The 13,538-nt window shown below is 67.5% G+C and carries 8 protein-coding genes; 5 read left to right on the top strand and 3 right to left on the bottom strand.

The window, feature by feature from the left end; genetic code table 11:
* Positions 1–37: 37 nt before the first annotated feature.
* The 3 genes from GTP90_RS16600 to GTP90_RS16590 form a co-directional block, all read right to left on the bottom strand.
* A complete protein-coding gene (locus GTP90_RS16600) occupies positions 38–1,408 on the bottom strand; it encodes a sensor domain-containing protein (protein ID WP_161084603.1) in 1,371 nt (456 codons plus the stop codon).
* A gap of 88 nt (positions 1,409–1,496) precedes the next feature.
* Positions 1,497–1,754, bottom strand: a complete 258-nt coding sequence (locus GTP90_RS16595; protein ID WP_161084602.1) for a tryptophan 7-halogenase — start codon at positions 1,752–1,754, stop codon at positions 1,497–1,499.
* A 12-nt stretch (positions 1,755–1,766) separates the two neighbouring features.
* Positions 1,767–4,769, bottom strand: coding sequence for a TonB-dependent receptor (locus GTP90_RS16590; protein ID WP_371875068.1), 3,003 nt, complete (start codon positions 4,767–4,769; stop codon positions 1,767–1,769).
* Between the two features lie 126 nt (positions 4,770–4,895).
* On the opposite strand from GTP90_RS16590, the gene GTP90_RS16585 reads away from it, so the two are divergent.
* The 5 genes from GTP90_RS16585 to GTP90_RS16565 are packed head-to-tail and all read left to right on the top strand — an operon-like array spanning position 4,896 to position 13,538.
* Positions 4,896–5,129, top strand: coding sequence for a hypothetical protein (locus GTP90_RS16585; protein ID WP_161084600.1), 234 nt, complete (start codon positions 4,896–4,898; stop codon positions 5,127–5,129).
* Complete coding sequence (locus GTP90_RS16580) at positions 5,119–8,865, top strand: DUF4132 domain-containing protein (RefSeq protein WP_161084599.1); 3,747 nt, start codon at positions 5,119–5,121, stop codon at positions 8,863–8,865. Before GTP90_RS16585 ends, GTP90_RS16580 begins: the two co-directional genes overlap by 11 nt.
* Positions 8,866–8,873: 8 nt before the next feature.
* Entirely contained in the window at positions 8,874–9,983 is a 1,110-nt protein-coding gene (locus tag GTP90_RS16575) for an ATP-binding protein (RefSeq protein ID WP_161084598.1), read from the top strand.
* Complete coding sequence (locus GTP90_RS16570; RefSeq protein WP_161084597.1) at positions 9,974–12,418, top strand: DUF5682 family protein; 2,445 nt, start codon at positions 9,974–9,976, stop codon at positions 12,416–12,418. The genes GTP90_RS16575 and GTP90_RS16570 overlap by 10 nt, the downstream gene beginning before the upstream one ends.
* Entirely contained in the window at positions 12,411–13,538 is a 1,128-nt protein-coding gene (locus GTP90_RS16565) for a VWA domain-containing protein (RefSeq protein ID WP_161084596.1), read from the top strand. The genes GTP90_RS16570 and GTP90_RS16565 overlap by 8 nt, the downstream gene beginning before the upstream one ends.

Genomic DNA, 13,538 nt, shown 5'->3' with positions numbered 1-13,538 from the left:
GCGCCACCCACGCCACCCACGCCGGTCCAGCTGACGTTCAGCCGACCGGCAGGGTTGGCGACGTCCCCGAATGCGCCTTCGGCAGCTTGCTTGCGTACATGGTTTGGTCGGCGTAACGCATCAACTGCTGGATGTCGTCGCCATGTTCCGGATAGTGCGCCACGCCGATGCTGGCGGTGGCGCCCAGGCTCACGCCGTCGGCCAGCCGCATCGGCACCGCCAGCGTCTGGTGGATCTTCTCCACGATCCGCAAGGCGTCGCCGGCCACCAGCACTTCCTCCACGATGATGACGAACTCGTCGCCGCCAAGGCGCGCCACCGTGTCGGACTCGCGCACGCAGTGCCTGAGCCGCCGCGCCACCTCGCGCAGCAGCTCGTCGCCGCAGTCATGTCCATGCTCGTCGTTGACTTGCTTGAACTTGTTCAGGTCGATGAACAGCAACGCCAGCTGGCCCTGGTGGCGCTGGGCGCGGGCCAGCGCCATCTGCAGCCGGTCGAGGAACAGCCGGCGGTTGGGCAACTGGGTCAGCTCGTCATGCTGGGCCATGAAGCGCAGCCTGGCATTGAGCTGCTGGCGATGGATCGCCGTCGCCACCTGGCTGGACACAAAGGTCAGCAACTCCTGCTCCTGGTCGGTGTAGCCGGCCTGGCCGGGGGCGTCCCCGCCCTGCAGCAGGAGCACGCCGATATCGCCCTGGGTGGTGGTCAGCGGCACGCCTATCCAGCAATCCGGCTCGGCGCCCGCGGCGGCCCGCACGGCGGGCGGCACCAGTGCCATCGCCGCCGGCGTCAGCAACACAGGCGCGCCGCCGCGCAGCACCTCCTCACCCAGCCAGCGCGCCAGCGTGTGCGGCGCGCTGCCGCCGCCGGCGTGCGCGTGATAGGCGAAGCGCAAGCCGCTGCCATGCTCATCCCGCAGCGCGACCGCGAAGCCGCTGGCCGGCAGCATCGCGCCGATGATCTGGTGGATGCGCTGGAACAGCGCGGGCAGATCGTCGCTGGCGTGCGCCGCCTCCGAGATCGCATACAGCGTGTACTGCATTCTCTCGGCCTGCTTGCTGGCGGTGACGTCGTGCGCCACCGCCACGCGCAGCTGGTCCGCCTCCGACCAGCGCGCCGACCACATGATGTAGACGAGCTGGCCGTCCTTGCGGACGTATCGGTTTTCGAAACGGGAATTGGGCTGGCCGTCCATGATGGCGCGCGCCGCCGCCAGCGTGCGTTCGCGGTCGGCCGGCGCCACCAGGTCGATCATGCGCATGCCGACCATCTCCTGCGGCGTGTAGCCGAAAATGCGCTCGCAGGCGGCGCTGACGAACACAAAGTGGCCGTCAGCATCGACCATGCAGACGGCATCCATCAGCAGGTCGGTGATACGGGCGATCGTGTCGGCGCTGGATTTGTGCATATCAGGCCATTCTAGCCCTAAATGCCGGCCGCGAGGAGGACTAGCGCGCAGTGTTGCAAAATGACATCGGTACGCCGCTCTCCCCCCTTTAAGCGGCCGCCACGTGCTCGCGCAGGAATTGCGCATGGTCCGGCATGCCGTCCACCGCGCGCGCGATCGCGTTGCGCAGGTTCCAGAAATGCGCCTGCACCTGGCGCAGGTCCAGCAGCCCGGCCATCGGGTCATAGGCGCGGGGCCGCACGCCGAGCCCCGTCAGGATGGCCAGGTGGGACGCCTCGCGGAATCCCTGCAGGTCGTAGGGCGCGCTGTTTCGCTCATCCCTGCTGCTCCCTATGCGCGGCGCCATGATGCCATCGCCTCAGAACGAGAAATGCGCCTTCAGGTAGTAGCTGCGGCCGGTGAAGTTGGCGAAGTGCTCCTTCAGACCGATCTGCTGCTGCATATACTGCTTGAACATGGCGTTGGTGAGGTTGCCGACGTCGAACGACACGGTGATGTTGTCGTTCACCTTGTACTGCACGCCAAGGTCGGTCTGGCCATAGGCCCCGCCCCAGACCGGCAGCGCGTAGTTCACCGAGCCCGACTGGCCCTTGTTCGGGCTGTTCGGATTCTGGTCGATGCCGTCGCCGCCGTTGGTGCCGAAGGCGTTGATCACCTGCAGGTAGTCCGAACGCCAGCTGTAGGCCAGGCGTGCCGACCACGGTCCTTTGTCGTACAGCAGGGCGAAGTTCACCGCGTTCTTGGACGTGCCCAGCATCGGCTCGCTGCCCAGCACGCGGCCGTCGGTGTCGCAACCGGACAGGTTACGCAGGGTCTCCGACTCCAGCGTGCCTTTCGGCGTGCACCACAGGGAGGTCGGCGCGTGCATGTCCTGCTTGCTGCGGATATAGGTGTAGTTGCCCTGCACCCCGATGCCCTTCAACCAGTCCGGCAGGTTGTCGAAGTAATGCTGGAAGCCCACCTCGGCGCCATAGGCGCGGGCATCGGCGCCGTTGGCCGGCCCGTTGGTCAGGAAGTCATGCTTCACGCCGGCGGAGTCGGTCAGCGTATTGATCACGGTGCGGGTGATGATGATGTCCTTGATTCTCTTGTGGAACAGCGACATCGTCAGCGAACTGCCATGGCTGAGGTACCACTCCGCCGTCAGGTCCAGGTTGTTCGACAGGACCGGCTTGAGCAAGGGGTTGCCGGCGCTGTCGCCGACGAAATCGATCGAATCGAGCACGGTCTGCTTGGTCACCGGATCGACGTGCGTCTGCGGCTTCAGGTCCAGCGTGGTGTATTGCTGCATCTGGTAGAAGTCCGGCCGCGACATGCCTTTCGAGGCGGCGAAGCGGAACTGCAGCTCCTCGTTGACCTTCATCCGCAGGTTCAGGCTTGGCAGGACGTTGGTGTAGTTGTTGTCGATCGTGTGCAGGTCGTTCACGGCCGCAATCGTGGGCACGCCCTGCACCTGGGTGCCGGTCGGCGGGCTGAAGATCGTCATGCCGGTCGCCTTCTCCTCGGTCTTCACGACGCGCACGCCGACATTGCCGTCGACCGGATAGCGCAGGTTGTCGAAGCCGAAGCGCAACTGGGTGTATGCGGCCTTGGTGCGCTCCTTCTGCTGGTTGGTGTCGCTCGGACCGCCGAACACCGAAGGCTTCCAGTTGGTGCAATCGCCGGTGGCGCCGGGGGTGTTGCAGTAGTAGTTGGCGTAGTTGTGCAATTCCTGGTAGGCCGCCGGCACCGACGTGAAGGAGCTGCTCACCATCGCCTGGGTCGGAACAATGATGGTCGGCGCCGCCGGCAAGGTGCCGTTGAAGAAGTTGCCGAAGCTGTGGGCGACGTAGTTCGACTGCCCCAGGCGCGGATCGGTCAGGACCGCGAAGTGGCTGTAAGGCTGCCAGCTGTTGCCGACCGACCAGGACTGGGTGATGTTCTGCCATTCGTTGCCGCCATTGCCGCCGTGGGTGCGGTTGGTGACCGAATCGCGGTCGGTCATGCGCAGGCCGAAACGCAGGTCGCGCAGCACCGGCGAATCGAACACGAACCGGGCGTCGGCGCGCGCCACATCCTGCGTGGCCACCGCCGCGTCGCGGTGCTCCTGGGCGAAGCTCCAGTAGTAGTTGTTGGCATCGGCCAGCCAGGCGCGGTCGCCGGCGTCGAAGGTGTAGGTCGGCACCGAGGTCCTCAGGTCGACCGTCTCCTTGGGCATGAAGCCGCCCAGGCCGACCGTGTTGTCGTAGGCCTGGGTGGTGGCGCGCGTGTGCTGCAGGTCGGCGGTGAGGGTCCACTGGTCGGTCGGGCGCCACTGGATGTTCCAGGACAGGTCGGAGGTGTCGGCCTTGCGGCTCGAGCGGCGCGCGTCGGTGCCGAAGCCGATCCCGTTGCTCAGGCCGTAACCGCCGTCGGTCGGGTTGTGCAGGACGCCCGTCAGCAGCGCGCCCTTGGCATCGTAGGTCGCGCCCGGATCGACGGTCAGCGTGGCCGGCGTGGTGGCCATGAAGAAGCCGGCCTCCTCGGTGTACATCTTGTACTTCGACTTGAAGTAGGTCATCGAGGAAGACCAGTTGTCTTTCTTCCATTGCAGCGCGCCGTACAGGCCGTCGCGGGTGCGGTCGAAAGTGTTCGAGTTCCAGCTCGCGCCCGGGCTGATCCAGCGCGTCTGGCCGGGCGTGATGTCGGTGCGCGGAATGTAGGGGCTCACGCCCATGCTGTCGCTGGCGGTGGAAATCTCCGAATGCGCCAGGTCGAGCAGCGCGCCGAACTGGCCCAGCGGCGTGGTCCAGCGGTTCGAGATCAGGCCGGACAGGCCTGGCCGGGTATGCGTGCTGCGGCTGGCGCGCGACTCTTCCACCGACAGCGCCGCCTTGAAGCCCTTGTAGTCGAACGGCAGCGCGGTGCGCAGGTTGACCAGGCCGCCGATCGCGCCCTCGACCTGCTCGGCGGACGGATTCTTGTAGACGTCCACGCCGGCCATCAGCTCGGGCGGCACGTCCTCGAAGCTCAGCGCGCGGCCGCCGTTGGCGGAGAACGAGTCGCGCCCGTTCAGTTCCGAACGCACATAGTTCATGCCGCGCACCGACACCCCGGTGCCCTCGGCGGCGAAGCGCTGGATGCCGTCGCCGGTGCTTTGCAGCGGATCGGCGCGGTACTGGGTGCGGTCGATGGACACGCCCGGGATGCGCTGCAGCACTTCGGTGACCGAACGGTCGGGCAGTTTGCCGATGTCGGCGGCCACGATCGAATCGACGATCTCGTCCGAGTTCCGTTTGATGTTGGCGGCCGACTCCAGCGCGGCGCGCTGGCCAGCCACGACCACCGTGACGGGTTGGGCTTCCTTGTCTTTATCGGTGGCGGTAGCGGTCTGCGCCAACACGGCGCCACTGGCCAAAAGCAACACTTGTGCAACCGCGGCAGCGATCGCTGTTTTTTTAAATTCGCTCAATTTTGTCTCCGTCTTGGTATGGTGCCACCATACGATCAGGTGACAGGCAGATGTTGCTTGCAGCATCGATCTCACTCAATCACAAAAAAACTCAATCACAAGAATGAAATTCAGCATCCGGACTGCCGTACCAGTGCGGATCGCCAGCGCGCCGGCGGCATCGCGGCGCTGTATGTCGCCCTCCCGCAACACGCATCCGCATGCCATTCCTCTCCTGCCGCGTTTGCCCAAACCGGTTTTTCATGGCAGCATGCGGCTGTGCTGACTTACAAAATAACCAATGTTAAATAAAATACTGGGCGTGCTCGACAGTGCGCGGCGTGTCTTCGGCTCGTCGGAACAGGCATTGATCACCGACGGCCTGGGCGGCCTGGATCTGATCGCCAAACAGCTCGCCAGCCGCGCGGCCGATTTTGTCGCCAACGGCGGCGATCCGGCGGTGCTGCTGGAGCTGGCCGGCAGCCGTGGCGCGGCCGGCATACTGCTCGGGCGTCCCGGCCATCTGGATTGGGCCACCCACACCAGGGGCGACGCCAGCGATGCCGCGATCAAAGCCAGCGTCGCCGCCCGCCATGCGCTGTACCGCCGGGTGGTCAATGACGAGACGCACGTCGCCATGCTGGCCCGCCTCGGCAAGGTGCTGGAAGCGGCGGACCAGAAACACTCGCTGACCTACACCGGCACCTTCGCGCCGGATTGGCTGCAGTACCTGCTCAACGACGCGCTGTGGAGTGTTTGTCCGCGCGGAGGCACGACAACCACCGACGACGACCGTCCGGCCTGGGACGTCAACCTGCTGGCCGCGCTGCTGGCGGCCGAGGGCTATCCGCAAGGGATGGTGCTGCCCATCCTGTTCGACCGGCGCGACCTCGATAGCTATCACCAGAAACACCTGTTCAGCCGCATGCTGGCGCCGGGCGCGCTGGACGACTACCTGCTGGCCCACATTCCCGACGTGGACGCGGCAGTCAAGGCCCTCTCCGCCGTGGGCCGCAACCTGCTGGTCAACCGCATCGGCGCCCAGCCACGGCTGGTCGCGGCGCTCGGCGCCGTGCTGGTCAAGGTGGCGGTCGGCGACAGCAAGATCGCAGCCGCCAGCGCCGCCAGCCTGGTCGGCAGCATGGACCGGACGCAGGCCACCGCGCTGCTGGCCGAGGTGCTGCGCACCGGCCATCCCGCGGAGCGCGTCAGCGCGGCCGAGCTGCTGGCCCGCACCCAGGGCGACAGCGCCGTGCCGGTGCTGGAAGCGGCGCTGGCCGGCGAGACCGGCAAACCGGCGCGGCAGGCGATCCAGAATGCGATCACGCGCTTGCAGGCGGTGGAGGACTCGGGCGGCCTGGAGCTGCCGGAAACGCCGCCGTTGCCGCCCGAGCCGCAGGAAGTGCTGGGCGACGATGTGCTGGACATGCTGCTGAAGAACCGTGACGAGCTGCTGGAGCGCTTCCGCCAGAACGCGGCCGCCGAAGTCGAATCCAACCGCACCGCCAAGTACCAATCCGACTATCAGCAGGACAGTTATGCGCGCTATCGCCGCCTTGACGAGCGCCAGCTGCGCGCCGCCATCAAGGTGCTGAACGGCGAAGGCAAAGCCGTCGATTCCATCCTCGGCGATTCGGAAGTGGACAGGACGCTGGCCACCAGCCGCGTGGAAACCCGCACCGATTTCGGCCTGCTGCAGGTGTTGCGCTGGATCGTAGGCCGCGGCGGCCGCGGTTACGGCAGCGTGTGGAACCATCCCTACTTTCAGTCATGGCTGGGACACCAGGACAAGAACGGCATCGACCTGCGCCAGCTGGTGGCGCTGACGGCGCAATGCGGCGGCGATCCGGAGACGATCTATCGCGTATGCCTGCTCGATTCATACTATGGCAGACTGGCGCCGCAGCATGTGCTGCCGCCCGACCGCGTATGGCCGCTGTTTGCCGCGCGTCCGGACCTGATCGACCAAGGCCTGGGCATGGCCGACGCCTCCAGCACCGAGTATGGCTCGCCGCAGCTGGGCGCCACGCTGTCCGTGCTGGACACCTTCCCGGTGATTCCAACCCGCTGGATGCCGCGCCTGATGGAACTGGCGCTGGGCGAAGGCAAGACCCACCGCGCCGCCGCCCAGCAGGTGCTGTCGCGCACGCCCAATATCGGCAAGCTGGTGAGCGACACCCTCCAGTCCAGCAAACAAGAATTGCGCATTGAAGCGGCGCGCTGGCTGGTCACGCTCGATTACCGCGACGGCGTGCCGGCGCTGCGCACCGCGCTGGAAAAGGAAAACCGCGAAACCGCCAGCGCCGCCATCATGACCGCGCTGGAGCAGCTGGGCGAGGACATCTCGCCATACCTGGCGCCGGACACGCTGCTCAAGCAGGCGCGCAAGGGCTTGAAGGGCAAGCCGCCAAGCAGCATGTCCTGGCTCGCCCTGGACGGCGCCCCCGCCTGCGCCTGGAGCGACGGCACCCCGGTCGAGCCGGAGATCATCCGCTGGTGGGTGATCCTGGCCTGCAAGCTCAAGGAGCCGGCCGGCAACGGCCTGCTGGAGCGCTATCTCGGCCTGCTGGCGCAACCGTCCCGCGCCGCGCTGGGCGGATGGCTGCTGCATCAGTTTATCGCCCGCGACACCGCGCATCCGTCGCTGGAGGAAGGCATTGCGTGGGCACAGGCCAACGCGCCACAACGCTATCAGAACTATCAGGACGCGGCCAAACGCTATCCGGATTACTACGCGGCGCAGGGCAAGCTGACGCCGGAACAGGTGTTCGAGGAAGTCAAGCGCGAGAAGATGAGCGTCTACGTGGGCAGCGCCCTGAACGACAGGGGCTTGCTGGCGTTGATCTCCGGCGTGCCTGGCCATGAACTGGCCAGCGTCATCCAGGTCTATATGCGCGACCACTACCTGCGCCGCGCGCAGATCGAGGCGCTGCTGGAAGCCGCCTGCGTGTCCAACGACGCCAGCGTGATCCAGTTCACGCTGGGCATCGCGCGCCGCTACCGCACCGCCTCGGTGCAGCAGAAGGCGCGCGACCTGGTGGAGCGCATCGCCGAGCGTAACAACTGGACCCAGGACCAGTTGGGCGACCGCACCGTGCCATCCTGCGGCCTGGATGACAGCGGCCGCATGACGCTGCAATACGGCAGCCGCCAGTACTTCGTCACGCTGGACGCCGCGCTCAAGCCAGTGCTCAGCAACGAGGAAGGCAAAACCGTCAGCGCCCTGCCCGCGCCGCGCCAGAACGACGCACCGGAAGCGGTCAAGGAAGCCAAGCAGCAGCTGACCGCCTGCAAGAAGGAAGTCAAGCAGGTGGTGGAGATGCAGACCGGCCGCCTGTACGAAGCCATGTGCGCCGGCCGCCTGTGGCCCGTGGACGAATGGCGCACCTATCTGCAGCGGCATCCGGTGGTTGGGCGTCTGGTGCAGCAGCTGGTGTGGCAGGAGATGGCCGCCGGCGGCGAGGCCGTGCGCCTGTTCCGCCCGACCGAGGACGGCAGCCTGATCGACGCGAACGATGACGAGGTCACGCTCGACGAAGGCTCCAGCGTGCGCCTGGCACACAGCGCGCTGCTGGACGATGGCGAGGCCGCCAAATGGCTGGCGCACTTCAAGGACTACAAGCTGAAACCGTTGTTCGCGCAGATGGCGCACAAGCTGCCGGCGCAGCGCAGCGGCGACCACAACGCCGACCGCCTGGGCTGGGTGAGCGACACGTTCACGCTGCGCGGGGCCTTCAACAAGCGCGGTTATCAGCGCGGCTCGGCCGAGGATGGCGGTGTGTTCATGGAATACACCAAGCAATTCGCCAGCGTCGGCATGACGGTGGTGATCGAGTTTACCGGCAACGCCCTGCCGGAGGAAAACCGGGCGGCCGCGCTGAAGTCCCTGCAATTCCGCAGCATGGACGGACAGCGCTACGGCTACCGCCCGCTGCCGCTGGACCAGATCCCGCCGGTGCTGCTGGCCGAGGCCTACGGCGATTATCTCGCCGTGGCGGCCGCGTGCAGCGGTTATGATCCTGAGTGGGAAAAGAAAATGCCTTGGTAAGGAACAGCATGAGCACACAGAGTACATCCAGTACGGCCGACATCCTGCGCAGCAGCGCCGAACTGCGCTACCAGGAGGAGCTGCGGCGCCTGCAGGAAACCGACAAGGACCAGCGCCCGCAGGGCTGGCGTCTGTCGCCGCGCGCCGTGCGGCGCTTCATCCTTGGCGACGAGGCGCTGGGCGTGAGCCGCAAGTTCTACGGCGACGATCCGCTGGTGGACCGCGCCGTCGTCACGCTGATGGGCCACCAGGGCCTGATGCTGGTGGGCGAACCGGGCACCGCGAAGTCGCTGCTGTCCGAGCTGCTGAGCGCCGCCATCAGCGGCGATTCGGCGCTGACCATCCAGGGCACGGCCGGCACCACCGAGGACCACATCAAGTATTCGTGGAACTACGCGCTGCTGCTGGCCGAGGGGCCGAGCCAGCGCGCCATGGTGCCCTCGCCGCTATACCAGGCCATGGTGGCCGGGAAGATCGTGCGTTTCGAGGAGATCACGCGCTGCCCGCCGGAGATCCAGGACGTGATGATTTCGCTGATGTCCGACAAGCAGGTCATGGTGCCGGAACTGGGCGACCAGGCGCGCGTGCACGCCAACCGCGGCTTCAACGTGATCGCCACCGCCAACCTGCGCGACCGGGGCGTGCACGAGATGTCGTCGGCGCTGAAACGCCGCTTCAATTTCGAAACCGTGCGGCCGATACGCGATCACGCCTTCGAGGTGGAGCTGGTGATGCGCCAGGTGCAGCGCGACCTGGGCAGCGCCAACGCCAGCGTGCGCATCGAGCGCGACGTCATCGCCTTGCTGGTCACCACCTTCCAGGAACTGCGCGCCGGCCAGACGCAGGAAGGCACGGCGATCAAGACGCCGGACACCGTGATGTCGACCGCCGAAGCGGTCAACGTCGCCTACGCCGCCGCGCTGGAGGCGTGCTATCTGGGCGACGGCCGCCTGACGCCGCGCGAACTGGCCAACCAGCTGCAAGGCGTGGTCCTGAAGGACAATGCGGACGACCTCAAACGCGTGCAGCATTATTTCGACACCGTGGTGCGCGAGCGCGCCCGCCGCGACGACAACTGGAAGGCGTTCCGCGACGCCGCGCGCGCCCTGTGGCCATAAGCCAGGAAGTCCAGGCGGGGCTTGAGCAACTGGCCGCCGATGGCCTGTACTTCGCGCCGGTCCGTCACCACAGCCCCGCCTGCGCGCTGGCGCTGCAGGCGCTGATCCGCGAGGTGCGTCCGGCCGTGGTGCTGATCGAAGGGCCGGACGACTTCGACGCGCTGCTGCCGCTGCTGCTCGATCCCGCCACCCGGCCGCCGGTCGCCATCCTGTCGCAGGCGGCGCTGGCGGAGCAGCAGCCGCGGGAAGACGCGCCGCCGGTGGGCGTGCGCTCGGCCTTCTATCCCTTCTGCGACTACAGTCCGGAATGGGTGGCGCTGCGCGAAGGCCACGCGCTGGGCGCGCAACTGGCCTTCATCGACCGCCCCTGGCGCGGCGGCGAGGATCACAACGAGGAAGTGCGCAGCCTGATGTCCGAGCGCTGCCTGGCCCACAGCGAGGCCCTGAAGGCGCTCGCCGCGCGCAGCGGTTGCCGCGACCAGGACGAACTGTGGGACCATCTGTTCGAGCTGCGCGACGCCGCCGGCCTGCGCGACTGGCGGCGTTTGTTCGCCGACGTTTTCGCCTACTGCGCCATGGCGCGCGCCGGTTACGAAACCGCCGTGCTGGAAGCCGACGGCAGCCTGCCACGCGAGCGGCACATGGCCGCCCACCTGCGCGCCTGGCGGGCCAGGACCGCCGGCGCCATCGTCGTGGTGACGGGTGGCTTCCACACCATCGCCCTGCAGCAGATGCTGGAGCTGGACGCGCCGCCAGCGGAAGCCGTGGCGGGCAAGCGCATCGGCAACTGGCTGATACGCTACAGCTTTGACCGGCTCGACGCCTTGAGTGGCTACGCTGCCGGCATGCCGGCGCCGGCCTACTATCAATGGGTGTGGGACAGCGCCAACGCGGCGGCGGACGGCCCGGCGTTGCTGGACGTCGCGGCCGGCGCGCTGACCGCGCTGGCGCGGCAATCGCGAGAACTGGGACTGGCCGAACAACTATCCACCGCCGACGTGCAGGCCGCGCTGCTGCAGGCCGCGCGGCTGGCCGAACTGCGCGGCCATGCGGGACCGGGCCGGCAGGACCTGCTGGACGCGGTGCGCTCCTGCTTCATCAAAAGCGCCATTGACGACGGCACCGGCGGCCTGGCCGCCGACGTCCAGCGCTTCCTGGGCGGCAGCAAGCTTGGCGACATTCCGCCGTCCGCGGGCTCGCCGCCGCTGGTGGAAGACGCCCGCCGCACCGCCGCGCAAATGCGCATCCGCGTGGACGACAGCCTGCCGCGCATCGTGCGGCTGGACCTGTATCGCAAGGAACGGCATCGCGCCCGCAGCCGCTTCCTGCATCTGATGGCGTATCTGGACACCGGCCTGGCGCAATGGCAGTCCGGCCCCGACTTCATCGGCGGCGCATCGCTGGACATGCTGACCGAGGAATGGCGCGTGGCCTGGAACCCGATGGTGGAAGCCCGCCTGATCGAACTGGCCACGCTGGGCCCGTCCTTGTCCGCCGTCGCCATGGCGCGCCTGCGCAAGGAACAGCACCAACTGGCGGTACAAGGCCAGGGACGCTCGGCGGCACAAGCGGTCGACCTGCTGACGCGCGCCTGTCTGATAGGCCTGCACCGCCAGCTGCCAGCGTTACTGGAGCTGATATCGTCCATACTGGACGAGGATGCCAATGCCGGTTCCGTCATCGCCTGTGCCCACAAGCTGCTGCTGTTGTGGCGCGGCCGCGAGCCGCTCGGCTTGCAGGAGCACCCGCAGTTGCGCCGGCTGCTGCTGCAAGCCTGGCGCACCGCGCTTTTCCTGATGCCGCAACTGGCGCAAATGAAGCAGGATGAGGAGACCGCCGCCGTCGAAAGCCTGCGCTCCATGCACACGCTGCACGGCGCCCTGCGAAAACTGGTGGACGACGAAGTGGACCACTCCCTGTGGCGCCAGCACCTGCGGCGCCTCGCCGCGACGCCCGAGGCGCCAGGCGTCGGCAGCGCCGCCGGCGCCATGCTGTTCATCGACGGCAGCTGGAACGAGGCGCAGCTGGCGGCCATGCTGCAAGCGTGCTTCGGCCCCGGCGCCCTGCCCGGCGACGCCGTGCGCGCGCTGAAAGGCCTGATGGCGGCGGCGCCCGAACTGCTGCTGACGCAAGCGAGCCTGCGCACTGCGCTCAACGCCGTCATGGCCGGCTGGGACGAGCAGACTTTCGTCTCCTTCCTGCCGGACCTGCGCCAGACCTTCACCGCGCTCAGGCCACGGGAAACCGCGGAACTGGCGGAGGCATTGACCGGCGCGCGGCAGGACACGCTGCTGGCCGAACTGCACTACGACGCCACCGAAGCCGACCTGCTGGCCGGCGCCGCCATGCAGGCCGCGCTGGCCGACAGCCTGGCACGCGATGGCCTCGGCGCCTGGCTGGGTGCGCCGGGAACATCGGGAGCGCCGCATGATTGACCAGGAAATGCTGCGCCGCTGGCGCCTGATTCTGGGCCGCTACGCCGAACAGTCCATGAACAAGGCGGAGATGAGCGACCGCGATCGCCTGCTGGAGCAATCGCTGGACTATTTGTACAGCCGCGAATACGAGGGCCGTGGCATGATGCGCGCACCGGGCGGAGGCGGATCGCTGGACGGCAGCGCCGTCACCGCCATCGACTGGCTGCAGCGCACCCGCAAGCTGTTCCCGCGCGAGGTGTTCGAGCGCATCCAGCACCACGCGGTGGATAAGTACCAGATGACCGAACTGCTGGAAGATCCGGCGGTGCTGCGATCGCTGGAGCCCAACCAGGCGTTGGCCCGCACCCTGCTCGGCCTGCGCGGCCGCCTGAGCGCGGAAGTGAGGGATGTGGTGCAAGGCGTGATCCGCAAGGTGGTGGACGACATCAACCGGCGCCTGCGGCCGCAGTTCGTCAACGCGCTGGTGGGCCGGCGCAACCGCTTCCGCCGATCGCACCTTCCCAGCGCGCAGAATTTCGACCCGCGCGCCACCATCGCCGCCAACCTGCGCCACTACGACACGGCCAGCAAGCGGCTGGTGATCGAGCGGCCGATCTTCAACGCGCGCGTCAAGCGCAACCTGCCGTGGGATGTGATCCTGTGCGTCGACCAGAGCGGCTCGATGCTCGATTCGGTGATGTACAGCGCCGTGGTGGCCGGCATCCTGGCCAGCCTGCCGACGGTCAATGTGCGGCTGGTGGTGTTCGACACCAACGTGGTCGACCTCTCCCACATGGCGGCCGATCCGGTGCAGGTGCTGCTCACCGTGCAGCTGGGCGGCGGCACCAACATCGGCCGCGCGCTGCAATACTGCGAAACGCTGGTACGCACGCCGCACCGAACGGTGGTGGCGCTGATCAGCGACTTCGAGGAAGGCGCGTTCCCCGGCCCGCTGCTGAACAGCGTGCAGCGGCTGGCCGAGTCGCGCGTGAAGATGCTGGGCCTGGCCGCGCTGGACGAAAGCGCGCAGCCGGTCTACGACACCACCATGGCGCAAAAGCTGGCCGGGCGCGGCATGGAAATCGCCGCGCTCACGCCATCGCATTTCGCCGAGTGGCTGGCCGAGGTCATGGGGTAG

The sequence above is a fragment of the Duganella vulcania genome (assembly GCF_009857655.1).
In the GTDB taxonomy this organism is placed as follows: domain Bacteria; phylum Pseudomonadota; class Gammaproteobacteria; order Burkholderiales; family Burkholderiaceae_D; genus Rugamonas; species Rugamonas vulcania.
This window is presented reverse-complemented; position numbering and strand designations above follow the sequence as displayed.